A 25,655-nucleotide genomic window follows, 5' to 3' on the forward strand; every position below is an offset into this window, starting at 1 on the left:
GTTACGAAAGCGATGACAGCGGATACTTCTCCTAATTGAACGCCTCCGGTGCTTGCTCCGAGCGTTATTCGGAGCAAGCATCGGACACGCACAGCAAGCTTACTATCCGTGTGGAGGCGGTTGCGGTGATGATGCTCGCCTGGAGGACGCTTCGCTGGCACAAGGGGAATTTGCTTGGCAGTCTCATCGCTCTCGCGATCGCGGCATCTCTGACCAGTGCCTTCGTCTTCCTCCTTGACTCGGTCGGCCGCCAACAACCGACGGTGGAACGATATGCTGCGGCAACGGCGGCTGTGTACTCCCAAGACAAGGGGATGATCACCCCCGACGTGGTCGAGCGGGTATCCGCGGTGCCGAATGTCGTTAGTGTTGCCCCCGAGTTGAACTTCGCCGCTGACGTTCTCGACGCAACAGGAACGGCCGTGGTGGTGCCTGGCGACCAGCATCCGAGTGCCTGGGCTCACGGCTGGGCGAGCGCTGTCCTGACGCCGTTCACTATCCAGCGAGGAACACCACCGCATGCCGCAAGTGAAGTGGTTCTCGACACGCGGCTGACTCGTGAAGCACGAGTCGAAGTCGGTGACGTGATCCGGATTGTTGTGCTCGGTGTGGCGCGCCAGTACAAGGTCGTAGGCATCGCCTCCTCTCGCCATCCAGTGCGATATCAGTCGTCGGTGTTCTTCAACGACGAACACGCCGCTGAACTCGCAGAGCAAGGCGGCAACGTCGATGCGCTCGGGGTGTTCGTGCGGCGGGGGGCCAACGCCGCACAGGTCGCCGCGGCTTTGAAGCGAGTCACTCACGGGCTCGACGTCGCCATCGGGTCGAGGCTCGCTCTTGCGGAGGGCAATCTCGTCGACGACGGCAAGATGGCTCAGTCCATGGTCGTCTTGGTCGTACTGGTTCTGTTAATCGCAATCGGAGTGACCAGCGGCGCGATGGGGGTGTCAATCCGGCGCCGGAGTAAGGAGATCGCGATCCTGCGCGCACTCGGTGCTCGTCCTGGCTCGGTCCGGCGGATGCTGCTGGCCGAGGGCCTGCTGCTATGTCTTGTGGCCGCGGCATTGGGTCTGCCAGCAGGACGACTGATCGCTGCGGGGATCACGGGCCCCCGCTTCGGGTTTCTCCAGTTCAGCGCGTCCTACAGAATCGTGGTCACGCCATGGGCTATCGGGTGGACGACCATACTTATGGTGTTGATTGCTGAGGTGTCCGCGCTCATCGCGGTTCGGGAAGCGCTGCGTATCCGCCCGGGTGACGCCCTGATTGAGGCTCCGGCTGAAGGGCGATCGCTACGGAAGCCGCGACTGCTCGCTGGCGCAACCTGTCTTGCGTTCGCCGCCAGCACGACTGCCTTGTTGACTAGCGGCTGGATAACTCTGGACGCCACAGTGGGTCTTTTCGCGCCCTTTGGTGTCATCGCCCTGGTAGTGGCCGGGGCTGGACTGCTCGGTCCGTGGGCGGTGCTGTTCCTGAACAGGCTGATTCCAGGCGCGGTGGGCGCGCTGTCAAGGGTTACTGGATTCTTCGCCGTCGCCAACGTGAAGTTCAATCATCGCCGGTTCGCCGGGACTATGGGGCCACTCGCGCTCGGCGCGACGCTGGCGGGGTCAGCAGTGGGCATGCAGCAGTTCTTCAATTGGCAGGCGGCCGCGGATGTCGCACGGACCGTGCCGGCCGAATATGTCATCGATGCCGGACGCATCGGAGTACGATTCAGTGAGGATCTCCGGCTAGCGCTTGAGCGGGTGACCACGGTCGCCGGGACCAGCGGGCTGTCGAATATGAGTGTGATTTCCAAGCGCGGTGTAACCACAGGCCGGGCGCAGATCTTCACTGGAAATATCGAAGACGCTTTAAACTTCCCTGCTTCCGATGGCGATGTTTCAGCACTCGACGCCAATTCCATCGCGGTAAATGCATCCACCGCGACCCGACTCGGGGTCGCGCGCGGGTCACAGGTGGAGGTCAGGTTCCCCGATATGAAGAGCGCGCGCTATGAAGTCGCTGCAGTCTACGGTGACATAAACGGTGTGCCCCCGCTGGCGATGTCTGCGGAGGCCGTACGCCCGTACGCCAAGGTTCCCCCCTATCAGCGACTCTATGCGCGAGCCGGAGATGGGGTATCCGCTTCGGACATCAAGCAGGTGGCCGATCGGGTGGCGATAGATCCCACGGTGGTGGAGGTTCGTACGCACCAGGAGTTCGTCGCCGAGGTGGCGCGGCAGAGGGCTGAGCTCAACCAGCCGTTCATGTACATCGTGGCACTGATCGCAATCTTCTGCCTGGTGGCTACGATCAACGCGTTGGCGGTCGGGATGCTCGACCGGCGCACCGAGTTCGTGAGTATGCGGTTGCTGGGTGTCAGCCACCGCCAGATCAATCGCATGGTCGTCTGGGAAGCCATCCTCAGCATCGCCCCGATAATGCTGCTCGCCACAGTCCTTGCCGTCTGGACAACTACCCTGTTTGTCGTACGTTCCCCAGAAAGCCTAATGGCCCTGGCCGACTTCGTCCCGTGGGATTGGCTTGCCGCTCTCGGCGGGGCCGCCCTTATAGCGGGGGCCGTGGGAACGATGCTGGCGTCACGTGCCGTACTCAAGGAGGCAGGATGACCCGCGACTTTGCACGGTTTCTGCGCAGGTTTGCGGGGCGGATCAGCCTTCTGCTTATCCTGATTGTTGTGCAGTCCGCATTGTCAATCATTCCGATTCTGATTGGCCAACTCGTCATTGATGAGGGCGTGCTGGCAGGTGATGCGGCGCGATTGACCCAGCTCGGCATGTTTTTGGTGGCCGTCGCCTGCATGCATTCAGTCACCGCATTCGCCGAACGGGCGTTTGCCGCACGCATCGGCGAGGATATGGTGCTACGGCTCCGCCTCGACCTTTACGACCACCTGCGCCAGCAGTCGGTGGGGTTCTTCAACAGCGCGAAGACGGGTGCGATCGCCTCCCGAGTGCACGGCGACGTGACCGGGGTCCAGCGGCTCATCTCGGGCACCCTCCCCAGCGTGGTCTCAGCGGCGGTCACCTTGCTAAGCGCGGGGATCGCGCTCATCATCCTGGAATGGCGACTGGCCGTGGCCGTTCTGGTCGCAGTACCTCTCGTTTACGGGGTCACCGCCTGGATTTCCCGTGCGCTCAAGATCGTGACCAGAAAGAAGCTCACTGCCAACGCCACGCTCGTTTCCAGAGTGGTGGAGCGATTCAGTGCCGCAGGGGTCGAGACCATTCAGCAGTACGGCTGTGCCCAGCTCGAACGGGCCGCGTTCAACGTCGACGCGATGCGGATCCGGGATCTCGCGGTCCGGCAAGTCATGTTGGGTGCGGGACTCTCCGCCGCCCTCACATTGACGATGGGCGTGGCCACTGCAGGTGCATACGTTGTAACTGGGCTCTGGACGATTTCGGGAACGGTTAGCATGGGCACCATGGTGGCCATGGTGGCGCTACTGGCGCGCTTGTACAGCCCGGTGGTCACCCTTTCCGGAATCAAGGTCGATCTCGTAGCGGCGCTGGTGAGCTTGAACCGGGTCCAGGAGGTCCTGAATTTCAAGCCACACATAATGGACCGCCCCGACGCTCGAAAGCTCCCGCCCGGGCAGGGCGCCTCGGTCGTCTTTTCGAACGTATCGTTTGAATATCCTTCAAGCACCGGCCTCTCGATCCCGTCGCTCATGGGTGAAAAACTAGATAAGCAGGCCCCTCGCGGGCCGACGCTAGACCGATTCGACCTCACTGTGGAGCCCGGGATGACAGTAGGCGTGGTCGGGCTCTCCGGCGCAGGGAAGTCGACGCTCGCGCGACTCCTGGTGCGCTCCTGGGAGGCTACGTCGGGCCGCGTTCTCGTAGGCGGCATGGATGTTCGGCGGCTGACCCTGGAATCCTTGCGGAGCACTATATGCGTGGTGAGCCAGGCGCCTTTTCTCTTCAACGACTCCATCCGTGCGAATCTGCTGATGGCCAAGCCGGACGCGGACGAGGACGAACTGGTTTCAGTCTGCCGGGACGCGCAGATCTGGAGCGTGATCGAGGCGGCTCCCGACGGACTCGAAACGATCGTCGGAGATGGGGGGCTACAGATGTCTGGGGGAGAGCGTCAACGAATCTCCATTGCACGGCTATTGTTGAGAGACCCGCGTGTCGTGGTGTTGGATGAGGCAACTTCTCATCTCGACAACGCAACCGAGAACGCGCTCCAACAGTCGCTGCAACCGTACCTGAAGCAGCGGACCTGTCTAATAATCGCGCATCGTCTAGCTACAGTCCGCCATGCTGATCTAATAGTTGTAATGGAAGGCGGCAGCCTGGTAGAAAAGGGATGCCATAACGACCTAATAGAAGCTGGAGGACTTTACACCCGGTTAAGTCGGAGCATACCGAGGTATCCACATGAATCCTAATGTCATGGCCGAACAAACAGTCTCCGTCGCAGTACAGTTGGATGCGGTTTCCAAGGTCTACGGCAGTGGCAGCGGCAGTGTCATAGCGCTCGACAACGTCACACTCTCGTTCCGGCGAGGCACCTTCACCGCAGTGATGGGACCGTCAGGTTCGGGAAAGTCGACACTGCTGCAATGCGCGGCTGGCTTGCTGCGGCCCAGTTCAGGCCAAGTGCTTCTAGACGATAAGGAGATCAGCAGGCTGAGCGAGAAGGAAAGCGCTGATGTCCGCAGAGAGCGGATCGGTTTCGTCTTCCAGTCATTCAACCTCCTGCCAGCACTGACTGCGATTGAGAATATTACGCTTCCCTTTCGACTGGCCAAGAGAACACCAGATCAGGAGTGGCTGAATTCTTTGCTAAGTGTGGCCGGGATCGCCGAGCATGTAGGCCGGCATCCACACGAGTTGTCGGGTGGTCAGCAGCAACGGGTCGCCATCTGCCGAGCGCTCGCGCCGCGACCCCAAGTGGTCTTCGCAGATGAACCCACTGGAAACCTGGACACCCGATCCAGCAGGGAAATTCTAGAACTGGTGCGTGCCATCGTCGATCGTCTAGACCAGACCGTCATAATGGTGACGCACGATCCGGGCGTGGCAGCATATGCAGATGCCATTGTTTTCCTGGCCGACGGACATGTCGTGGACACGGCCGGTCAGTTGGCTGCGACCGACGTGGCCGAGCGACTGACTCGGCTCGCCGATGACTGACGCGTACAATATCGCAGTCATGCCATCAATAAACGCTTCCGGCTCAGGCCGTGTGGGGTTCTCATGAGAATCACACGCAGTTCCTGGGATGTGGTGGGATAGTACGTCGGGAGCGGCCGACCACGCTGACTGGTCTGCCGTGTACCGGCCGAGCCCCTCTCCAGAACGGCACAACGGGCTTGTGAGCGGCGAGCGATAGCACCGCTGGCCAGGGAGGCGACGGTGTCTGGGTTGGCCACGATGGGCACGGCGGCCACGCCGATGACCGGGTGGTCATGGTGTCCATAGCGCGCGATGTACCGCTGGAATATTGAGCTACGCACCCTGAGCTGCGGTTATGCGGGCTAAGTGGTCCGCGCTGGAAGTTCCTCGGGGGTTGACTTCTGACTGGTGGGATGCGGGTGGTGATCAGAGGTCAGCGTTGGTGACGTGCAAGTCACAGGCGAGGTCGAAAACGTCCTCGACCTCGCCGGTGAACCAGATCTGGTCCTCATACTTCCCGTTGCTTGCCACGTAGATCGCTGAGCTCCACCGGTGAGCCGATCCGCCGTAGCGCAGGCGGAGCAAGGGCAGCAGCTCGCCGTCGCGTAGTTCGCCGTCGACATAGGCGAACTGGGCGCGAAAGCGGACATTCACCCCGATCAGTTGCGGCCAGTTCTGCTCGGCACGCTCCCACAACCGCTGCTGCAGGGAGATCTTGGTGGACTCGGGGATCGCGGGCATGCAGACCATCGTGCCCTACCGGCGTGTCGCACCGGCACATCCCGATCATGGTCGGGCAACCTCGGCGAGGTCTACCCCGCCCGATCCCGAAAGACCCCGGTGCCTGCTCCCTCCGCTCGCCAGATCACCCTGACCGCCGCCGAACGGCGACGGCTCAAGCAGATCGCCCACTCCCATACCGCCTCCTACCAACTGGTGATCCGTGCCCGGATCGTGCTGGACGCCGCACACGGCTACTCCAACAACGCGATCGCCGAGCGGCAGCAGGTGAGCGTGGACACCGTCCGCTTATGGCGGGACCGCTACGACAGCCGCAAAGGCCCGGCCAGCCTTCGCGACCGGCGCCGATCGGGCCGGCCCCGGCAGTTCACGCCCATCCAGATCGCCGAGATCAAGGCTCTGGCCTGCCAACTGCCCGCCGAGTCCGGCGCACCGCTGTCACGCTGGAGCAGCAGCGAACTGGCCCGCGAGGTGGTCACCCGGGGCCTGGCGGCGGCGATCTCGGCCTCCACTGTGCGCCGGATCCTGGCCGAGGACACCCTCAAGCCCTGGCAGCACCAGTCATGGATCTTCATCCGTGACCCGGCCTTCAGCGTCAAGGCCGCCCGCGTGCTGGAGTTGTACGCCCGCCGCTGGGACGGCACCACGCTCGCGACGACGAGTACGTGATCAGCGCCGATGAGAAGACCTCCATCCAGGCCCGCTGCCGCTGCCACCCCACCCTGCCGCCGGGACGGTCGCGGATGATGCGCGTCAACCACGACTACGAGCGCGGCGGCGCGCTGGCCTACCTGGCCGCCTACGACGTCCACCACGCTCGCGTCTTCGGCCGCTGCTCGCCCAAGACCGGCATCACGCCGTTCATGGACCTGGTCGAACAGGTGATGACCCAAGAGCCCTACGCCTCGGCCACGCGGGTGTTCTGGGTCGTCGACAACGGCTCCTCCCACAGGGGCAAAGCCGCCGCCGACCGACTGGCCGAACGCTTTCCCAATGCGGTGATGGTGCACACGCCCGTGCACGCCTCGTGGTTGAACCAAGTGGAGATCTTCTTCTCCATCGTGCAGCGCAAGGTCGTCTCACCCAACGACTTCACCAGTCTTGACCAGGTCGAAGACCGGCTGATCGCCTTCGAGCGCCGTTACAACGAGACCGCCCGGCCCTTCCAATGGAAGTTCACCCCGGCCGACCTCGAGGACCTCCTGGCCCGGATCGAGCGACACGAACAGAAAGAGCGTAACTCCCAACAACCCGCCAGCTGCGACCATCAGCCTGCCGCACTCGACGCAGCCGCGTAACCCCCGAAAGATTTACGCAGACGACCACTAAGCCCCGAGGCCAGCGGTGTTCACACGACCAACCAAGGACCTTTGGTCGCCGCTTGCCGCCTCTTCCAACGGCCAGGCCCTATCACCTCGGTGTTCATCCCGCCTGCCAAGGCTCAAGATCACGAGGCGTCATCGAGGGTTCACTTGCGTTCGCCCGCTCGGTCTTTCCCTCGCCCGGTTGCTCCCCTGGACGGAACAGGAGCCCTTGGGCTTCTTCCCTGAGTGCCCGTGTACAAACTGATCGTCAGGTCGATTTGGGAGACCCGGATCGTGCGAGTCGTCGTCCCATGGGGATGATCATTGCCCACAGGACCATGGCCTCGTGATGCTCGGATAACCGTTCATAGTCCCGCACGCATCGCCTGCGCTGGGAGATCCACGACAATGTGCGCTCGACCACCCACCTGCGGGGCAGGACCACGAAGCCGCTGACGTCGTCGCTGCGCTTGACGATCTCCAAGGTGAGCCGGACGTGCTTTTTGGCCCAGGTCACGAGCTTTCCGGCGTAAGCACTGTCGGCCCAGACCAGCGTGATCCGCTCGTACCAGTCGCGCAGGCGTTCCAGCGCGGGCTTGGCGCCGTCGCGGTCTTGCGCGCTGGCGGCGGTGACGATGACGACCAGCAGCAGGCCCAGGGTGTCCACGATGACGTGCCGCTTGGTGCCCTGCACCTTCTTGGCCGCGTCGTATCCGCGCGAGCCGGCGGCGGCGGTCTCGGCGGCCCGCAGCGACTGCGAATCGATGATCCCCGCGCTGGGCTCCGGTTCGCGCCCGTCGGCTATCCGGACCTGTTCGCGCAGGTCATTGTGGAGCGCATAGAGATCGCCATCCTGCCACCAGCGGGTGAAGATCGAGTGGACGGTGCGCCAGGGCGCCAGGAAGTCGACGGGCAGGTTGCGCCACTTGCATCCGTTGTCGGCCACATACCGGATGGCATCCATGATCAGGCGACGGCAGTACTTCTCGGGGCGTCCGCCGTTGCCGTGTAACCAGGCCGGCCGGGGCATCAACGGCTCGATGGCCTGCCATTCCGCGTCACTCATGTCGGTGGTGTAGCGGGGCGCCCGGATCGGGTGATCGGCTCCGCGGCCGTACCGGCAGGCCACGCATGAGCAGGCGGTTTCTTCGTTACGCAAGACAGCGGCGGGAGCGGTGGCGTACAACGGCGGCAGACCTTCCGGTTGGCGATGGGGCTTCGATAACCACCGTTGCTACCGGAAGGTCGCTCTATGTCGCAGAAGATTCGCTCTACGTCACAGTTTCGCCCGATATCGGCCCCGCGCAGCAAGCACAGGGATCAGTTTGTACACGGGCACTGAGCTCCGCACCCCCGGCAGGCAGGACCTGCGGACGCACGTCAGGGCGGGAACCGATCTCGAACACTGATCGGGAACTACGCACCCGGCATGGCGGGCCTCCAATCTGCGAGTTCACTCGCTGTGCGCGACTTCGTGTCGCACTCCCTGGATCTTGGTGTGGCCGAAGCCCGAGCCCTGCTTGGCATACCCGCAGGTGCGCCGCTGCATGGAGTCGATGTCGAGGAAGGCCAGCACGTCAGCGCCGGGCAGCAGCGGCGTGTGCCGGGCCAGTGCGGCGAGTACCTGCCGGGCGACGGTGTCCAGCTGGCGTACGTTGCCCCAGGTGAAGGCGCGCAGGAACGATCCCAGTGTGGACGGCGCGCGGATGCCGGTGAACAGCTTGTCCATCCCGCCGTGCCGCAGCGCGTCCAGGTCATCGATGCTGTCGGCACCGCAGGCCATCCCGGCCATGATCGAGGTGAGCTTCGCAGGAGCGTTCGCCCCGTCTGCCGCTGCCGGGTTCACATGCTCGCCGGTCAGGCGCTCCAGGCCTGCCCGCTCGGCCAGCCGCAGCGCCGGAGCCAGACCGCCGTAGGAGATCAGATGCTCTTCGTCGAAGATCGTGTGAGTGTTGCCGGCGGCGTGGGAGAATCGCACTTACGAGGTGCCTTCCTGAGCTGGCTGATTGAAGCGTAGAGAACTCCAATCTTCCCAGTTCAGAGGGCACCTCGCCGCATTTCACAACGCATGCATCAGATTTCAAGCCGTGGATCCAGGCTCAGCGTCACGGAATAGGAGGCTCACCAAAGGCATCGGCGGCGAGGTGGTCATGCAAGGCCGCGTGGCGGAACTGATAGATCGGCCCGACCGTGCGCAGCAGCCCGAGCCGGTGGGCGTCATCGAGAAAGTCCATGAGCCGCAAGGGGAGCCGTCGTGTGAGGGCCAGCCGGGGGATTGCGATGATGCATGCGAGCCAGGCATGGTGGTTCCCGCCCACGAGCCCGCCCACGAGCCCGCCCACGAGCCCGGCCACGAGCCCGCCCACGAGCCCGAGCGCGGGCCCGGCCACGAGCCCGCCCGGGAGCCCGTCCCCGAGCCCGTCCATAAAGTCGAACACGAGCCCGGCCACGAGCCCGAATGCCAGCCCGGCCACGAGCATTCGAAGGAGGGTGAGCGCTCTGTCGGATCGCCAGGTGGAGTGGGGGGTGCTGGTTGAGGTGAGGGTGGGCTGTTCTGCCCACTTGATCAGCCCGGCCACGATCCCGCCCACGGATCCGATCACGGACCCGCCTATGGACCCGAACACGAGCCCGCTCACGAGCCCGACCAGGAGCCCGTCCACGAGCCCGACCACGGGCCCGATCATGAGCACGCCCGGGAGCCCGAACACGAGTCCGATTGGGAGCCCGGTTACGAGCCCGGTTATGAGTCCGCTCTTAATGGTGTGGAGAAGGGGGAGTCGTCCACGGAAGCTGGCGTAGCCGGGTGTTTCGTCGACCCATGACCTGCCCCTGAGCCCGCCCACGAGCACGCCCGCGAGCCCGCCCACGAGCACGCCCCTGAGCCCGAACACGAGCACGCCCGCGAGCCCGCCCGCGAGCCCGACCAGGAGCCAGGTCAGGCGCCTGCTGTGAGATGTGGTGAATGCGATCCGCCACCAGGTGATGTCGCGGGTGGTGTCCGGAGGAAAGGCGTGGGCGAGATACGTCAGGTAACGGCGGGTGGCGTCCGGATCGAGGCGGCGCCGGGGCCGGAAGTGGTCGGCGGGGTCGCTGCTGGGCGGGCGAGCGCCGATGACGGCAGGGATGACCCGGTCCAGCAGATGAGAGCGCAGGGCTGCGGAGTCACCGGCCAGAGGGTCGGCCAGCGGGGTGGGATCGGTTCCGGGGGCGACATAGACGGCGCGGATCAGCCATAACCCGAGCGGGGTGGCGGCCAGCTGGGTCAACGCGGGAATGGCGCCGGATCGTAGTTCGGTCAGTACCTTCTGCCAGGCATCGGAGGGGGAGTCTGCGAGGCAGGCCGTCAGGTAGTTGGCGGCGGCTTGCGGGGTGATGGGTTTGGGGACGATGACCGCGGCGGCGTTCAGGGGGCGGCCGGTGCCGTGGATGGCGGTGGTGAACTCGGCGCGGCGGCTGGTGAGGATGAGCTGGTCGCGGGCGGTCAAGGAGGAGTTGAGCGCGGCGATCACGGTGGCGCGTGCGGGGGCGGGGATCTCGTCCAGGCCGTCCAGGACAGCCAGGATGTGTCCGCCTTCGGCCAGGGCAGCGGCGGCGCCCTGGCCGAGCTGGGGGGCTTTCAGCGCCGGGTAGTCCTGTTCCAGGCGGTCGGCCAGCCACTTGTGCAGCGTGTCGTGGGTGCCGGTGTCCCAGCCGGAGACCGGTAGCAGCACCGGCACCGGCACGATCTCCCCTTCGCGAGCGCCGGCCTGGTCGGTCTGGCGGGTGGCCAGCAACTTCAGCAGCAGCTGGACCGCCAGCGTGGTCTTGCCCATGCCCGCTCCGCCGGTGATGACCAGCCGCCGCCGTTTCAGGCCGCGAAAGGACTCCGCCAAGGCCGCGATGTCGTCGCTGCGGCCGGTGAAGGTCAGTTCAGCTTGGGCGGTGATCAGGCGGGGCTGGCTCATCACCGTCTCGTCGGCGATGAGCTTCCAGTGGACCGGGATCGGTTCTGGGTCGTCCAGCAGCCGGTGGCGGGCTTCGGTGCGCCACTGCTGCTCCACCAGTCCGGCCAGCACGTGCGCGGCGGTGTCCACGACGCTGCGCGCCTCGGTCCCGGTGTCGGCATCGGCGCGCGCGGTTGCGGAGCGGCGGGCCCAAACCGCCACCCCGGCCGCCGCGACGATGAGAGCGGTCATCAAGGAGGTGAGCTCGGCGCGGTTGATCTTGTCGTCCGGATCAAAGACGGGCCAGACCACAGCCACCACCGCGCCAGCCGCCAGGAAGGCCAGCCCGGCGAGGAGGACCCGCCAGCCGATCTTGCGTCTGTTCACGCCGCTATCGTCACCTTTAGCAGGCGATCCGGCAGCGGTTGCATGCGAATCGTGATCAGAAGGTCGTTGTCGTCAGAGACTGCCGCCCCCGGCTTGACGGCTCTCAGCTTCGACGGCGCAGCGGGGTGATGTTCGGTTCGGGCAGCTCCAGCTGCTTGCGCAGTTCCTGATTTTCCAGGGTGAGCTGGTGAACGGCCCGGACCTGCGCGGGAACGTCTTCCCTGATTTGGGCGAGTTCCTTATTCTTGTTCGCGATCGTCTTCTTCAGCTTCTTGATCGTCTCCCGCAGCCGCACCTCGACGTCCGGGGTGACCCCGCGGGCTTGACCCGCCCTGAGAAGCGCTGCGTGAGCGCGTTGCGGGGGACGTCGACACCTGGGCCAGGGCGACGATGGTGAGGGCGCCGGTGGAGTTCTCTGGCGCGCCGGCCAGGATGCGGTCCATCGCAGCGCGGATGCGTGTCGGGGTCAAGAAGACGCGCATCGGACAACTCAACACCTTCCTGCGCGACGTCCGCAGACATGGCTGGGATGACACGCTGCCCAGCACCGCCGCCTTCTTCCCCGGCGACACCGCACCGGTTCCCGAGAAGCTCAACCGCCGTCTGGCCGAATACGTCATGGCGCAGGTCGAGGCACCCGAGAACCTCGATCGTTGGCCCGACCCCGCCGGACGACTGATCATCTTGATCCTCATCCGCTGCGGTCTGCGCATCTCCAGCGCCCTCGGGCTGGAGTTCGACTGTCTCCTGCACGACGGGCAGGGCGCCCCCTACCTGCGCTACCTCAACACCAAGATGAAACGCGAGGCGGCGGTCCCCATCGACGAGCGGCTCGAGGCCGACATCGTCGAACAGCAGCGCCGCGTCCTGCACCGGTGGCCCGACGGCATCCCACACCTGTTCCCACGGCCGAACTCCAACGCCACGGGACAGATCCCCGTGCAGCCCACCAGCTTCCGCGGCTCCCTGGACCGGTGGCTGAACAGCTGCGACATCCACGACGAGCACGGCCGCCCGGCGAAGCTGACCCCACATCAATGGCGGCACACGTTCGCCTGCCGTCTGATCAACCGCGACGTCCCCCAGGAGGTCGTCCGTGTCCTGCTGGATCACGAGTCCCACAAGATGACGGCCCGCTACGCCAAGATCACCGACCAGACGGTCCGGCGGCACTGGGAACAGGCCACCAAGGTCAACGTCAACGGCGAACGCGTCACCCTCGATCCCGATGGCCCGCTCGCCCAGGCGCAGTGGGCCAAGACCCGCGTCGGCATGGCCACCCAGACCCTGCCCAACGGCCACTGCGGGCTTCCCGTCCAGAAGAGTTGTCCGCACGCCAATGCCTGTCTGACCTGCCCGGTCTTCATCACCGGCCCGGAGTTCCTCCCCGAGCTGCGCGAGCAGCACCGCCGGACCCTCACCCTCATCGACATCTCCACCGGCAAGGGCCAGACCCGCGTCGTCGAGATGAACCAGCAGGTCCTCGCCAATCTGGACCGCATGATCGGTGAGATCGAGAAGGACGACCTCACGCCGGGGGCAGCCGATGCGAGCTGACAACACCCGTCACCTCCTCGCCGCGGCGCAGCGCCGAACAGAGCAGACTCGGACGCGGGCCCTGGCGGCCCTTCTCCGCATGGACGCCACCGGCAAGGCGGTCAATTTCGACACCGTCAGCCGTGAGGCGGGCGTCTCTCGATCCTGGCTCTACGCCCAAGACGACCTGCGAGCCGAGATTCAACGGCTTCGCAAACGCTCGCCTCAACCGGCCGGCTCTTCGCCACCGGAGCGTCAGCCCGCCTCCGAGGTCACTCTCCTTCGACGTCTGGAGGCTGCCACCACACGCATCCGAGCGCTCGAAGATGAGAACCGGCAGCTCCGCGACGCGTTGGCCCGCGCTCTCGGCGAGGTGCGGGCCCAGGAGATCCTCAGCCAGCCATGCACCCGCGACACGCCGAAGAAGAAATCCTCGAAAGTGGTCGGACCGTGCTGATCACACGCTGCGAATGCTTCGTCGGAGACACCGTCCGCCGCGCGGAGCACCAGGTCAACATAATGATCATTCCGAGAGCTCAAGATAAGGGCAGCAAGCGAGGCATTGTCACCGATACGCTCGGCGTCATCCTCGCCGTATTCGTCGCCGCCGCGAGCCTGTCCGACAACGTGATCGGAAAAAGTCTCTTAGATAAAACCAAAAGTCTCCACCCATCGATAACCAAAACCTGGGTCGACACCGGCTTCAAGAACGCTCTGATCGAACACGGCGCTAAACTCGGCATCGACGTCGAAGTCGTTCCCAGGAAAGCCGAAACGCGCGGATTCCACGTCGTAAAACGCCGCTGGGTCGTGGAAAGAAGTCTGGGCTGGCTCATGATGTACCGTCGTTTAACCCGTGATTATGAGACTCTTCCCGCCAGCTCCCAAGCCATGATCCACATTGCGTCGATAACGACCTAACCAAGCGAATAACGGACGAACGCACGCTAACCTGGCGAGGCACCTAATAGAACTTAAGCCGCAATCTACTCAAATCAAACGCCCTCTTAGAGGTCCCACCAGCGGCTGATCGCATCCAGGAGTGTGTGGTCGGCGACGGGGAGAGCGCGCCCAGGTAGTTGAGCAGGGCCTGTGCCAAGATCAACGCCTGGGAAGACGGCGTCTGCTGGGAGCGAACCCAGCCCCGCCCGAGCGCGTCGAGGCCCGAATAATTGAGGGCAGCAGTTCGCCCCACCTCTGCAGGTGGGGCGAACGTTTCCCTGCTGGGCTAGATGTACCCGCCGAGGAGTGCGTGGTCGCTCGAGCCGAGGTTCCATCGGATGGTAGCGTCGCGGCCGCACTCGACGGGTTTGGTCCTGAAGACGTAGTCGACCTTCCGTTCGAGACCGTTAACGCGCCTGTGTGTCGCCCGGTGCCTGCCGAAACAGATATCCCCCTCAGAGTTGTTGGCGAAGAAGTCGGCGCCGAAGTTGTTGGTGATGCCGGACGGTGTCAAGTAGAAGTCGCCGCCCCAGTAGACCGAATCTCCAGTGGCGGCATGTATCCACGCGACAACGTTCCGCATTTCTTGGAACTGCCTCTTCTGGTACACCCCTCCTTCGCCGTCCAGTTGCTCATGCGGCGTTATGTGCGCGGAACATGCCTGGTACTTGTAGACGGATCGGATGCAGGCGAATCCGCGCTGCTCGTCAAAGGGATACTGATTCGCGTTGGCGAAGGCCCCGTGGACCTCGCTGAGCTTTCCGATTGCAAAGACGGCAACGCCGTAGCCCTGCCCGTCACATCCACCCGGGTTTTGATTGTGGAAGGAGACTTGGTAGTGCGGGTTCTTTTCCTCCCTGAGCCAGGCGGTCATGAGTAATACCTGGCCGAGGCAGGCTTCCTGCATCCCGATGGAGAGGGGGAGGTTGGATTGTGCGGTGATCGCGGACTTGAGCGGATTCAGGGCCTTCGCATGCCCTCCGTGTGTTCTGTTGCCGGAGATGTTGTGGGTCCATGTAGTGGGTCCAGGCTCGGCTGAGACCCATAAATTCGCTCGTTCGAAGGGTACGCCCGCCGAGAGTTGGCGGAGGTTGTGCGCCATGGCCTGCTGCCACGAGACGCCGTGCGGCGCCTGGAGCCGCGACGCCCCCGCGGGCGTGGCGCCGACCGCGCACAGCAGCATCACTACGGTCGCCAGAAGTATTGATCTTGTGGCCACTTGATTTTCCTTCCTGGAGGGTGATCTGCACTGCTAGCTGGCCACATTTGGTGGGCCTTGTCACCGCTTCTGGACTGCGAATCAATAGCAGCAACAAAGGCAACAACCGGGAGCGGGCCATGGCTCGAGGTGGACGCAAGGACCAGCCGATCGACCGGGGGTCGGGGCCCGTGGCGGAGTTCGTCGACGATCTACGACGGTTACGGGGTGAACTGTCGTTACAGGAGATCGGGCGGCGAATGCGCTATCACCCCAGCACGCTCTCCCGTCGCCTCAATCCGGAGGAAATGCCGCCGCTGGACTTCGTGCGATCGTACGTTACGGCCTGTGACGGGGATTCCGTTGGCTGGGAGACCCGGTGGCGCCAGATCGCGGGCGAATCGCCTGTCGAGGAGCCGGCGCGGCGTACGTCCTGGAGGCTTCCGGTGGCCGTCGGGCTCGCCCTCGTGGTCGTCGTAGGGGGCGCCGGTTATCTCTGGCTCTCCGGCGGGAGGTCGGGCCCCGCGATCGCGGCGCGCGCCTCGGCTTCGCCTCCGGTCTCCCCAGACAGCGGCTTTTCCTGGCAGGTCAAGAACATGTACAAGCAGGTGACCTCCCGCGAGTGGACTCAGCAGACCGATGGCGACCTCGAGGTCTGGGCGAAGTTGGCGTGTCCCAGCGGGATGACCGAGTACTGGATCGCGCTACGCCCGGGCGGCACGTCCGCCCGATTCGAGTGCAACGCCTGGCAGGTCCACACCTGGGCCGGACTGTCCGCCGGCCGCTACAACTTCGAGCTCTGGAAGGAGAACGACGGACGGGCCGTGTCCGGCGTCGGCGTCGTCCGGTCCACCTCCCCCATCGTTCAGCACACCAAAGCCCCGCCCCTCTGAGCCTTGCGCTCCCGTGCAACGGCGTGAGGAGGGTCCCCACATATCTCCTTCGCGAGTCCGCTGAGCATTGTCACCGACAAAGGCGCTGATGCATTTCTCGCGCGCCGGTCTCGATCGGCAGGAGGGAGCGGCGTACTGATCGCGGGTGCCGGCAGCATCTCCAGCCTTCGCCTACCCAACGGGCAGGATTGGATCCATCGGTCGGATGCGGGAGCTTCGCCGATCGCAGTCCCCGACTGGGGTGCCTCGCGCGACCACGGGCTCACGGAGCGACGGGGCGGTCTCACCGGTAGTCATCGATCACGTATCCCCGGCTGTAGTGAATGACCAGGTGTAGGGCGTCATGACGTTGCCCCAGCCATCCGTGGCGCCGCTCACCTCGACTCGGTACACCTTCGAGGCGGCGAGCGGCGAGGTCGGCGTGCAGGTCCATTCGGCGTTGTCGCTCGCCGTTGTTCCCTGCACGGTTGAGTCCTTGACTGTGATCCGAACGTCGGACACCGCCTCGTCGAAGCCACCTCGGCGGGGTCGATGCCATCCACCGTGGGCGGGTCGATGTCAGGGCCGCCCGTGGTGAACGACCAGTTGTGCGGGCCGGTTGCCCGGCCCTGGAGGCGTATCGTCGTGCAGGTCGGTGGTGGAGACGCTGGATTTGGTGTTGACCGCCTGCAACTCCTGCAGCAGTTGTTCTTCGGTGATGTCGTGGCCGGGCTCGACCTCGCCCGGGACGCGGTCGCCGAGCTGCCCGAGTACGACCGCACCATCTTCGTGCGCTTCGACGCGGAGGCCGTACTCAGCGAGCCGTATGTCCGGGTTTACGAGGGCGTCCACGCCGACCCCTCCTATGAGGCGAACCCGCTCTTCAGTCGCAACGCCTACCTCGACCGCGCCTCCGCCCAGGCGCGGCATCCCGGCTTCGTGGTCGTGTCCGCCGAGGAGGGACCGAAGCTCGTCGGCTACACCTACGGATTCACGATGGAGGCCGGACGCTGGTGGCGCGGTGCGCGCCGGTGCAGGTCATCCGGCGACGGTGAGCACGATCTTTCCGGTGGTACGGCCGGTCTCGCCGAGCTCGTGAGCCTTGGCCGCCTGCTCGAACGGCAGGACGGTGTCGACCTCGACGCGCAGCCGCCCTGTCTCGACGAGCTCGGCGATCGTCGCCATCGCGGCGTTGTCCGGCTCGACGAGGACGGAGCCCGCCCAGATGTCGCGCTCGCCGGCCTGCCGAAGGAGGCCCTCGTCAGGATCCGATGCGAGTTGGACAAGGGTGCCACCGTCCCGCAGCGTCCGCAGGAACGTACCCCGTAGTCACCACGGATGCTGTCGATGGCCAGGTCGATGTCGCGGACCGTCTCGGCGAAGTCCTCCTCGGTGTAGTCGATCACGTCGTCGGCGCCCAGTTCACGTACGAAGGCGTGCTTGGGCGTACGAGCGGTACCGATCACGTACGCGCCGAGATGCTTGGCGAGCTGCACGGCCAGATGGCCGACCCCGCCGGCCGCGGCGTGGATCAACACGCGCTGGCCCGGCTGCACGTTCGCGGTGTCGTACAGGACCTGCCACGCGGTGAGCGCCGCCAATGGCAGCGCCGCGGCGTGCACGTGGTCGAGGCCGGCCGGCTTACGGGTGAAGTGTCGTGACGGGGCGGTCACGTACTCCGCGTAGCCGCCGGCCTTGTGCGGGAAGCGCGGCATGCCGAAGACCTCGTCACCCGGCCGGAAGCGGGTGACCCGCTCGAAAACACGGGTTCGCGTTGTGAACTGGGGTTTTGCTGCGCGATCAGGGCGGTGGCTGCGACCATCGCGATGTGGTGTTATCGCTTGTCTACCGGTTGATAAGGGGCTTGTTCGGCCTGCTGACGGTGCTGGTCCGTTCTGATCTGTCCAAGGATGTTGAGCTGCTGGTGCTCCGTCAGGAGAACCAGGTGCTCCGCCGGCAGCTCGGCGGCCAGCCGCGGTGGGATCACGCCGACCGGCTCTGGCTTGCAGCGTTGTCGCGGCTGATTTGCCGCCGTCGATGGGCGGAAGTCTTCCCCGTCACGCCAGCGACGATCTTGCGCTGGCACCGCACCCTCGTGGCACGTACATGGACCTTCACCGACAGGCGGCGCCCGGGACGGCCCTGCACTCGCCGGCCGGTCAAGGCACTGATCGTTCGGATGGCACGGGAGAACCCGACCTGGGGCCACAGAAGAATCCAAGGCGAGTTGGCGCGCCTGGGGTACCCGATCGCCGCCTCCACGGTGTGGGAGATCCTGCACACCGCCGGTATCGATCCGGCGCCCCGCCGGGCCGGGCCAACCTGGCGGCAGTTCCTGGCCGCTCAGGCCCACGCGATCATCGCGTGTGACTTCCTGGTGGTCGAGACCGTGCTGCTCAAGCGGCTGTGTGTGCTGGTCTTCATCGAGCATGGCACCCGGAAGCTGCACCTGGCCGGAGTAACCGCGCACCCGACCGGAGCATGGACGGCGCAGCAGGCCCGCAACCTGGTCATGGATCTGAGTGACCGCATCGCCGGGCTGCGGTTCGTGATCCACGATCGGGATCCGCTCTTCACCTCCGCCTTTCGGGAGGTCTTCGAAGCTGAAGGGTTGCGGCTGGTCACCACGCTGCCGCGGACGCCGAGGATGAACGCTATCTGCGAGCGGGTCATCGGCACCCTACGCCGCGAACTCCTGGACCGGATCCTGATCCTTGATGAACGCCACCTGGCACTCGTGCTCCGCGAGTATCTGATCCACTACAACGGGCGCCGACCGCACCAGTCCCGACAGCAACGTCCCCCGGACATCGCAACGCAGCCTGCCCACGACGCGACCGACCTCAACGACCTACGATCCATCCACCGAAAACCCGTCGTCACAGGCACGATCAACGAATACCACCACGCCGCATAACCGCAGCTCAAGCCACGCAACTCAATATTCGAGCGGCACAGGCTGCGGCGCGGAGCCGAAGCCGGGGATCTTGGTGCGATGGCCGGCTGGGGATGCGAACTTGAGGACGATGGCGACCTGGACTCCGCACGTTACTGGTATGAACGATCCGCTCAATCTCCAAACGGCTGTGGTTCGCTCTTTCTCGGAACATTCCTGCGGAACCACGGAGACTTGGAAGGCGCGCGCGATCGGTTCCGAAAGGCAGTCGATCACGCCCAAGCCGAGGCCGCCTACGTCCTGCCTCACCTCGTAACCGATGACGGTGACCCAGACGCGCCGGGAAGGAAGATCCGTCAGACCTATCTCAATAACTTCGCCGATGCCGCTGCCAGGCTTGGCGAGGTACATCGCGCCTTGGGGGAGTCGGACACGGCGTACACGTGGTTGAACCAAGCCGCTGGGCTCGGCAACATCCATGCCATGGCTCAACTTGGGGCGATGCTGTGGGACCTCGGCAGATACGACGAGGCCGTTCGCTGGCTTGAACCGGCCGCCGACGCCGGGGTCCACGACGCCATGTTCTACCTCGCCCTCATCATGGATGACCGCGGCAACACAGCACGTGCAGGAGCATGGCTGGCTAAAGCCGCCGACGGCGGCGCCCCGTACGCGATGGGCCGGTTCGCACTTCACCTGCTCGAACACGGAGACATCGATGAGGCAACGAGTTGGGCGCAACGAGCCCATGAGGCTGGCGATCCACTTATCGAGCATGCCTTCGCAACGGTCTCCGAACGCATGGGCCCAAGGGAGGAAGGGCCCCAATCTACTAACAGCACGGGCGATATCCACTGGACGCCGTTTGAACACCCATGCGGATGTGTCATCGACTGGGGTTGGTCAAGCCAAGAGGCCGATCCGCGCTCCTTCATCGCGTGGTGCACGTACATCATCAATGAGGTCTGCCCGTGGCACGCTGAGGGTTCAACAATCGCCCCAGAAGCACGGAAGTCGATGGTTCTCCTGCAGTGGCGCGCTGGGCAGGGCGGCTTCTTTGCTCGCGAGGCAACCGGTCAGGATGTTGAACTAGGGCGCAGTCTAACTGAGAGCTTGCGGACTCTCATCGGACAACTCGCATCCGCCACCCACAATTCGATTAAGGTAGGGGAGATCCCGGCGGCCTATAGCGCAGCGCTCAGGCGCCATGGCTTCGATCCTCGCTCCGCATGGTTCGAGCAGCAGTTGACCGACATAATCCTCAACCGCGGAGAGTCAGCATTGGAGCCGCTGCTTCGTACTCTGGAAGCCCGCGAAGGGGATCCGGAACGATAGCCAGAGCCGCGCCGTCGCCGATGGCCAACACCGGCGCGCGCATCCTGCGCCGCTTGGCATCGAGCAGCAGATCGGCCGCCTGATCAACGAGTACCACCGAGCCGCGTATCCACGGTCTCTGGGTGTTCTAGCTGTGACAGATCACGGCGTCGAGGCGTGAGGACACGCTGGCTGATCCTCGCCCACCGGCCATCGGTGGTGCGACCGTCCAGCACCTATCCCCAGCCAGGTCGCCGACCCCCGGAAGGCACCTGCCCGTCCTTGGTCAGAGAGAAATAAATTCAGTTCGCATTAGACCTATATCGCCAGGACTGACGAGATAGACTGCTGCGCTGCACCGGCAAAGGAGCTATGTGTTCGACACAGTGGCTGATCGGTATGCGCTGCTGCCTCAGCAGGAGCGCTCAAGTGGCACGGCCACGGTGGTGGTCAAAGCGATAGACATGCGCTCGCCCGACGGTAGGCACGTCGCGGTGAAACTGATTCCGCGAACCGACGCCGATGACACACATCGGGTGCTTTTCCGCCGTGAGGTCGAGTCCCTGCGCAGGTTGCGCCACCCCAACATCGTGTCGCTGCTCGACTATGGCGAGGACGAAGGCAAGGACTCGTTTTACCTGGTATTCCCGTGGCTGGAGCGGCAATTGCCAGAGGTGTTGCCTTCGGTCGACGACTTCGGGTGGGACGACCTCATTGAACGGTGGGGGTTGCCTCTACTGGACGCGTTAGCCTATTCCCACGAGCACGAAGTCGTGCACCGTGACGTCAAGCCATCCAACATCCTCATCGACAACGATGGGACGCTGCTGCTAGCCGATTTCGGCATCAGCACTATTCGTAGTCGCATCGCCACTGAGGCCACCGTCGCCAGCCTAGCCTCCCGCCCCTTCGCGCCGCCGGACTTGACAGGGATGAGCCGTGCCAGCCGTGACGTCTGGGGGTTCGCTGCCACAGCGCTGAGCTGCCTGATCGACGGCCCTTTCGAAGATTACCCACACCTGGAAACTGCACTTGATGACGTCGATGTGCCGCCGGAGGTCGAGAAGATCCTGCGGGAATGCACTAGCCGCGACCCCGACGCCCGCCCTAGCAACGCCATCATTCTGCGCGATCTGATCCGGGAGATCCACCTGCGTCGCACCCGTAAATGGATGCAGGTGCATAAAGCCCAACTCATCGTGCGGGACGAGGCGGCTCGCCAGCTCTTGACTCCGCCCAACGATCGCGACCGGGATGCGATTGAGCGCACCTTGCAGGCCGAGTTCGCCCACGGAACGCACCTGGCGCGCATGGTTGACCCCAATACCGCGGAACGTAGAGTCGACATTCTGCACCTGGTCGGGAGCCAAAGGCGGCTGCGACTCGTCGTGATACCCGACCAGCCAGCGTTCATCGTCACCAAGATTTACAAGGCCAATGAAGGAGAACTCGACGCGGCCCGGCGGGATGCCTGGCCCGTCGTCGAGGAGGTCGAATGGACCTCACGCGATCAGGCAGCCGCGACAGCACGCCAGACCAAGGACCGCGTGCTCGCTGCCCTGGACGCGCACTATCTACAGCAGGACGACCTCCAGCAACAGCGCGACGAGAACCGCATGTTCGACAAATGGCTTGATCTGCTCGAGGCTAAGGAGGACCTGGAAGCCGAGCGCTCTGCTCCACTTCCGTACCACGCCGTCTCCGTGAAGGGCAAGCAAGCGCGGTTCCACCTAGCAGCTGCCCCCGACACTGATGTCGTCGGCGAGGAACGCATCTGTCGTGTTCGTGCCTCCAACTACGGGCGGACCAAGGTCGTCGGCGGCATCGGAGTCGTGATCGCTCAGGACGATCACAGCGTCACACTGGCCTACAAGTACAAGCCGGCAAACCTTCCCACTGCAGGCGAACTTGTTCTGAGCACCGGCGCGAGCTCCGTGGCGCTGTCGCGGCAGCGCGAAGCCGTCGTCAACGTTCGTTCCGAAACCTCGGTACGCCCTCAGCTCCGGCAACTGCTGCTAGACCCATCGCGCATCGCGCCGCCCATGCTTCAGCCCGAGATGAACTGGTTCGACGAGCACCTGGATGAGGATAAGCGGACCGCCATTGCTGGTGCCCTGGGCTGTGAGGACTTCTACCTACTCGAAGGACCGCCCGGCACGGGGAAGACGAGCTTCATCACCGAACTAGTACGGCAAGAACTCCGCGGCAACCCCGACGCCCGAATTCTGCTGGTCAGCCAGACCCACGTGGCGGTCGACAATGCCCTGGTCCGGCTTGTCGATGCAGGACTGGACAACGTCGTGCGACTGGGTCGGCCCGATGACTCGCGTGTCGCCGAGCGGGCCCAACCCTACCTGCTCGACCAGCTCATGCCCGGCTGGGTGCAGGACATCCGTGACCGGGCCGAAGGCCAACTGGAGGAGATGGCGCACACTGCGCAGGTGGACCTAGAGAACGTACGTGGTGTGGCCGCGCTGGGTGAACTCATCGCCGCGCTTGAGGAACAGAGCGACCTACACGCCCGGCGCGCGGCAATCATCGACGTCCTACAGCAGCCCGCCGCCCCGCCGGTATCCAGACAGGCCGACGGCGATAATGACACCTCCGCGGCGGGCCAGCTTAATGACAGCCTCCAGCGGCTGTCCGATCGGATCAGTGAGCTACTCGATCGCGCCGCCTCGCTGCTTGGCACCGATGCGTTGACCGCCCTGCTGCCTCCTGGCCCAGTGCTCACACCCGCCACTGCCCGCACAGCATTTAACTCCGCAGTCGACCATAACCCCGCACTGCGTAAACTAGCCGGGATCCTCAGACTGCAGGCCGAATGGTTCCAGCGCATCGAATCCAGCCGAGACCTGGAAGCGGTTTTGCTGCGTCAAGCTCGCGTCGTGGCCGGCACATGCCTGGGATTCCTATCTCACCCAGCAGTGCGGGACCTGGAGTTCGACCTGTGCATCCTCGACGAGGCATCCAAAGCCACCGCGACGGAGACCTTGGTTCCGCTGGCCCGCGCTCGGCGATGGGTACTCGTCGGCGACCCACACCAACTTCCCCCGATGCAGGAAGAAGTCCTCGACCACCCAGACATCATGGATCGTCACGGCCTAGAACGCACCGACGTTGAACGCAGCTTGTTTCAAGAACTGTTGGACGGCGCCCCAGCCGCTGCACATCACCAACTCACTCAGCAGTATCGGATGCACCCCAGCATTGGTGGCCTGATCTCCGACTGCTTCTATAAGGGCTCCCTTCGCTCGGCAGCCCGCCCAAAGCTAGCGGGCTGGGACACCTGCTTCCACAGGCCCGTCGCCTGGCTGGACACCGGCCGATCAGCACAGCGCCGCGAAGAACGCGTCGGGACCGGCATAGTCAACCACCACGAGGTTCGCGTCGTGAAACAGGCGTTGGCTGACTTGCGCCAAGCTCTCATAGCCCAGAAGGTCCGAACCGACGACGGCAAACCCCTTCGAGTCCTGATTCTTACCGCCTATCGCAAGCAGATGGAGGAGTTGCGCCGGGCCATTGCTGGTCCCAGCTCACCGCTCCTTGAGGTCGAAGTCAACACCGTGGACGCCGTCCAAGGCCGTGAGACCGACGTGACCTTCTTCTCCGTCGCGCGCAGCAACGACCACCACAGCCTCGGATTCCTCGGCCCAACGTACTGGCGCCGCGTCAACGTGGCACTGTCCCGATCCCGTTACGGACTGGTCATCATTGGGGACGCCCCATTCTGTGAAGCCGAGCCCGGCCCGTTTCAAGATGTCCTCACCCATATCCGCCGCCACCCCGACGCCTGCTGGATCGGAAACGCTCGCGCATGACAGACGCCACCGCCCTCGCCGCGCGCCGCTACAACGAACTACATCCCGGCTACCACTTAGTCGCCGCCATTGATGCCGCGATCCCCTTCGCCTGGCTCACCCTCGACGTCATCGCCCAAGAACGTAAACCGCTGCCGCTGGTCGAAGAGTTCGTACTACGGCTGTGCGCAGCGGGCGTCGACACCATCACCGACGTCGCCGCCGTCCTCGGCATGAAGGACGACGTCATCAGGGACTCCGTCGCCTACCACCTGTCTGCTGAGACCCTCGACTACCGGCCTGACCCGCGGCCCGAACACCGCGGTAGCCGCATCATCAGTCTCAGCACAACCGGAACCCGTACGGTCAACGACCTGGAAGTCATCACTCCTCGCCGCGTCGAGCTGCCGCACGCGTTCAACCGCCTGCTGTGGGCACCCTCTGCACACCTCCACCATGACCTGATCACCCGCGACAACGCCACAGCCCGCGGCATGCTACTCCTGCCGTCTACCCGCACTCACGAGGTCACCACGCAGGAAGTCTCGGCGCGCGCTCTCAACCGCACATTCGAGGAGCTGCGCCGAGCCCGTGGCACGGTCTCAGGGGAGTCCCGCCGCCGAGCCGGCGCCGGAACGGTCGAAGTTCTCTCCGTCGAAGAGGTCATCCGACAGCGCCGCCGCTACCTGCCAGCCGTCCTGTTGGTGTACTCCGCGACCGGTTCTGACGACATCCGCCTGACCCTCGTGGTTGACGACCTGCCCAGCCGGGAACATGACGATCTACTCGCTAAACTCGGCGGCGCCTACAAGCTAGGCATCACCGTGGCGCCGCCTAAAGGCGAACCCGACCTGCCCCAGCACCTGCGCGACCAGAGGGCTCCCTACGACACCGTCCGAGCCCTGCAACGACGCATCGACGCCGCCCTGCCCGAACTGCCCAACCTCGACGCAGCAGCAGAAGGCGACAGGGTAACCGCTCGGGAGGAACTGGACGCCCTGACCGTACGATGCGTGCCGGTATTCGAGCACCCAGAGCTGTTGGCGAACGCAATCGAGCACACCCGCCGTCGATTCTTGCTCGTCACCTCCACGCTCCACAGCGCCGTCGTCACTGACAACCTGATCACGCAGCTGAAAGCGATGCTGCGCCGCACCAGCGTTAGCGTGCACATCGCTTACGGCCCCGCGAATCAAGACTCCAGTGCCGTCAAACGTCTACGCCGACTCGCCGACCGACACGACAACCTCACCCTCACTCGCCTCGACGAGCCGTACCCCCACTGCCTCATCTTCGACGACACCTGGATCAACAGCAGCTTCGAGTGGCTGTCCTATCGGGGTGGTTCCTCCCCCATCTACCGGCGCGAGGAAGGCACTCTGATCCGCGAGATCGACTTTGTTGACGGCCGCCACGCGCAATATGTGGGTCTGATCGAGTCAGCCCGCCGCGATACATCCGGTTAGGCGACCTGAACCTGTCGCGTCTCGATTTGGCCCTACTGAGCGCAACGGAGGGAAGCCATCGCAGGCGCTGGCGCAATGCTCCGACCGCGCGGTACGGCCCCGTCCTGACTTCTGCCGCCGACGTCCGGCGGCGTGTCG

Annotated in this window: 22 protein-coding genes and 1 pseudogene; 14 read left to right on the forward strand and 9 right to left on the reverse strand. The window is 64.5% G+C overall.

The window, feature by feature from the left end; genetic code table 11:
• Positions 1-35: 35 nt before the first annotated feature.
• From C4V41_RS51450 to C4V41_RS51460, 3 genes are read left to right on the forward strand one after another with little or no spacing between them, the layout of a single operon-like run.
• Positions 36-2,615, forward strand: coding sequence for an ABC transporter permease (locus C4V41_RS51450; RefSeq protein ID WP_146104121.1), 2,580 nt, complete (start codon positions 36-38; stop codon positions 2,613-2,615).
• A complete protein-coding gene (locus C4V41_RS51455; RefSeq protein ID WP_103963409.1) occupies positions 2,612-4,405 on the forward strand; it encodes an ABC transporter ATP-binding protein in 1,794 nt (597 codons plus the stop codon). The genes C4V41_RS51450 and C4V41_RS51455 overlap by 4 nt, the downstream gene beginning before the upstream one ends.
• A complete protein-coding gene (locus C4V41_RS51460; protein ID WP_235030909.1) occupies positions 4,395-5,153 on the forward strand; it encodes an ABC transporter ATP-binding protein in 759 nt (252 codons plus the stop codon). The genes C4V41_RS51455 and C4V41_RS51460 overlap by 11 nt, the downstream gene beginning before the upstream one ends.
• Before the next feature lie 408 nt (positions 5,154-5,561).
• Here C4V41_RS51460 and C4V41_RS51465 read toward each other — a convergent pair whose 3' ends face one another.
• Positions 5,562-5,876 (reverse strand): hypothetical protein, encoded by a 315-nt coding sequence (locus tag C4V41_RS51465; protein ID WP_235030910.1) that lies wholly within the window; start codon positions 5,874-5,876, stop codon positions 5,562-5,564.
• 99 nt (positions 5,877-5,975) lie between these two features.
• Between C4V41_RS51465 and C4V41_RS63590 the strand changes: the two genes are divergently transcribed.
• Both C4V41_RS63590 and C4V41_RS63595 read left to right on the forward strand, forming a co-directional pair.
• On the forward strand, positions 5,976-6,545 hold the full coding sequence (locus C4V41_RS63590) for a helix-turn-helix domain-containing protein (RefSeq protein ID WP_200824832.1): 570 nt from the start codon (positions 5,976-5,978) through the stop codon (positions 6,543-6,545).
• Complete coding sequence (locus C4V41_RS63595; protein WP_200824833.1) at positions 6,542-7,174, forward strand: transposase; 633 nt, start codon at positions 6,542-6,544, stop codon at positions 7,172-7,174. Before C4V41_RS63590 ends, C4V41_RS63595 begins: the two co-directional genes overlap by 4 nt.
• A 274-nt stretch (positions 7,175-7,448) precedes the next feature.
• On the opposite strand, the gene C4V41_RS51475 is transcribed toward C4V41_RS63595, so the two are convergent.
• The 4 genes from C4V41_RS51475 to C4V41_RS63600 form a co-directional block, all read right to left on the reverse strand.
• Positions 7,449-8,246, reverse strand: a complete 798-nt coding sequence (locus C4V41_RS51475) for an IS5 family transposase (protein ID WP_103963497.1) — start codon at positions 8,244-8,246, stop codon at positions 7,449-7,451.
• Positions 8,247-8,633: 387 nt separating this feature from the next.
• Positions 8,634-9,158 carry a hypothetical protein gene (locus tag C4V41_RS51480; protein ID WP_103963412.1) on the reverse strand — a complete coding sequence of 175 codons (525 nt, stop codon included), beginning with the start codon at positions 9,156-9,158 and terminating at the stop codon, positions 8,634-8,636.
• Between the two features lie 127 nt (positions 9,159-9,285).
• Positions 9,286-11,493 (reverse strand): NACHT domain-containing protein, encoded by a 2,208-nt coding sequence (locus C4V41_RS51485; protein ID WP_103963413.1) that lies wholly within the window; start codon positions 11,491-11,493, stop codon positions 9,286-9,288.
• Positions 11,494-11,596: 103 nt separating this feature from the next.
• The gene (locus C4V41_RS63600) at positions 11,597-11,788 is read right to left on the reverse strand and encodes a hypothetical protein (protein ID WP_200824834.1); all 192 of its coding nucleotides are present in this window, start codon (positions 11,786-11,788) and stop codon (positions 11,597-11,599) included.
• Positions 11,789-11,946: 158 nt separating this feature from the next.
• Here C4V41_RS63600 and C4V41_RS51495 point away from each other — a divergent pair, with 158 nt between their 5' ends.
• The 3 genes and pseudogenes from C4V41_RS51495 to C4V41_RS51505 form a co-directional block, all read left to right on the forward strand.
• Complete coding sequence (locus tag C4V41_RS51495) at positions 11,947-13,050, forward strand: tyrosine-type recombinase/integrase (RefSeq protein WP_200824835.1); 1,104 nt, start codon at positions 11,947-11,949, stop codon at positions 13,048-13,050.
• The gene (locus tag C4V41_RS51500) at positions 13,040-13,486 is read left to right on the forward strand and encodes a DUF6262 family protein (protein ID WP_103963415.1); all 447 of its coding nucleotides are present in this window, start codon (positions 13,040-13,042) and stop codon (positions 13,484-13,486) included. Before C4V41_RS51495 ends, C4V41_RS51500 begins: the two co-directional genes overlap by 11 nt.
• Positions 13,487-13,575: 89 nt before the next feature.
• Positions 13,576-13,997 (forward strand): annotated as a pseudogene (locus C4V41_RS51505) (transposase); the annotation flags it as partial.
• A gap of 260 nt (positions 13,998-14,257) precedes the next feature.
• Here the strand turns inward: C4V41_RS51505 and C4V41_RS61300 are convergent.
• The gene (locus C4V41_RS61300; RefSeq protein WP_146104122.1) at positions 14,258-15,190 is read right to left on the reverse strand and encodes an endonuclease/exonuclease/phosphatase family protein; all 933 of its coding nucleotides are present in this window, start codon (positions 15,188-15,190) and stop codon (positions 14,258-14,260) included.
• A gap of 170 nt (positions 15,191-15,360) precedes the next feature.
• Here C4V41_RS61300 and C4V41_RS51515 point away from each other — a divergent pair, with 170 nt between their 5' ends.
• On the forward strand, positions 15,361-16,062 hold the full coding sequence (locus tag C4V41_RS51515; protein ID WP_146104123.1) for a helix-turn-helix domain-containing protein: 702 nt from the start codon (positions 15,361-15,363) through the stop codon (positions 16,060-16,062).
• 300 nt (positions 16,063-16,362) lie between these two features.
• On the opposite strand, the gene C4V41_RS51520 is transcribed toward C4V41_RS51515, so the two are convergent.
• The 3 genes from C4V41_RS51520 to C4V41_RS66460 all read right to left on the reverse strand — a co-directional run bounded on the left by C4V41_RS51520 (position 16,363) and on the right by C4V41_RS66460 (position 17,579).
• Positions 16,363-16,563 carry an Ig-like domain-containing protein gene (locus tag C4V41_RS51520; RefSeq protein WP_103963418.1) on the reverse strand — a complete coding sequence of 67 codons (201 nt, stop codon included), beginning with the start codon at positions 16,561-16,563 and terminating at the stop codon, positions 16,363-16,365.
• Between the two features lie 57 nt (positions 16,564-16,620).
• Positions 16,621-16,893, reverse strand: a complete 273-nt coding sequence (locus C4V41_RS51525) for a hypothetical protein (protein ID WP_103963419.1) — start codon at positions 16,891-16,893, stop codon at positions 16,621-16,623.
• Positions 16,894-17,024: 131 nt separating this feature from the next.
• Complete coding sequence (locus C4V41_RS66460) at positions 17,025-17,579, reverse strand: zinc-binding dehydrogenase (protein WP_456093867.1); 555 nt, start codon at positions 17,577-17,579, stop codon at positions 17,025-17,027.
• On the opposite strand from C4V41_RS66460, the gene C4V41_RS66465 reads away from it, so the two are divergent.
• The 5 genes from C4V41_RS66465 (at position 17,478) to C4V41_RS51550 (ending at position 25,517) form a co-directional block, all read left to right on the forward strand.
• Complete coding sequence (locus C4V41_RS66465) at positions 17,478-17,702, forward strand: hypothetical protein (protein WP_456093868.1); 225 nt, start codon at positions 17,478-17,480, stop codon at positions 17,700-17,702. The genes C4V41_RS66460 and C4V41_RS66465 overlap by 102 nt on opposite strands.
• 128 nt (positions 17,703-17,830) lie before the next feature.
• A complete protein-coding gene (locus C4V41_RS51535) occupies positions 17,831-18,958 on the forward strand; it encodes an integrase core domain-containing protein (protein WP_200824837.1) in 1,128 nt (375 codons plus the stop codon).
• Positions 18,959-19,036: 78 nt separating this feature from the next.
• Positions 19,037-20,272: a tetratricopeptide repeat protein gene (locus C4V41_RS62455; RefSeq protein ID WP_160150684.1), complete on the forward strand. Its 1,236-nt coding sequence runs from the start codon at positions 19,037-19,039 to the stop codon at positions 20,270-20,272.
• 353 nt (positions 20,273-20,625) lie between these two features.
• Complete coding sequence (locus C4V41_RS51545) at positions 20,626-24,072, forward strand: AAA domain-containing protein (protein WP_103963421.1); 3,447 nt, start codon at positions 20,626-20,628, stop codon at positions 24,070-24,072.
• Positions 24,069-25,517, forward strand: coding sequence for a phospholipase D-like domain-containing protein (locus C4V41_RS51550; RefSeq protein WP_103963422.1), 1,449 nt, complete (start codon positions 24,069-24,071; stop codon positions 25,515-25,517). Before C4V41_RS51545 ends, C4V41_RS51550 begins: the two co-directional genes overlap by 4 nt.
• Positions 25,518-25,655 lie beyond the last annotated feature (138 nt).

It is taken from the genome of Nonomuraea solani, from assembly GCF_900108335.1.
GTDB classification, from domain to species: Bacteria; Actinomycetota; Actinomycetes; order Streptosporangiales; family Streptosporangiaceae; genus Nonomuraea; species Nonomuraea solani.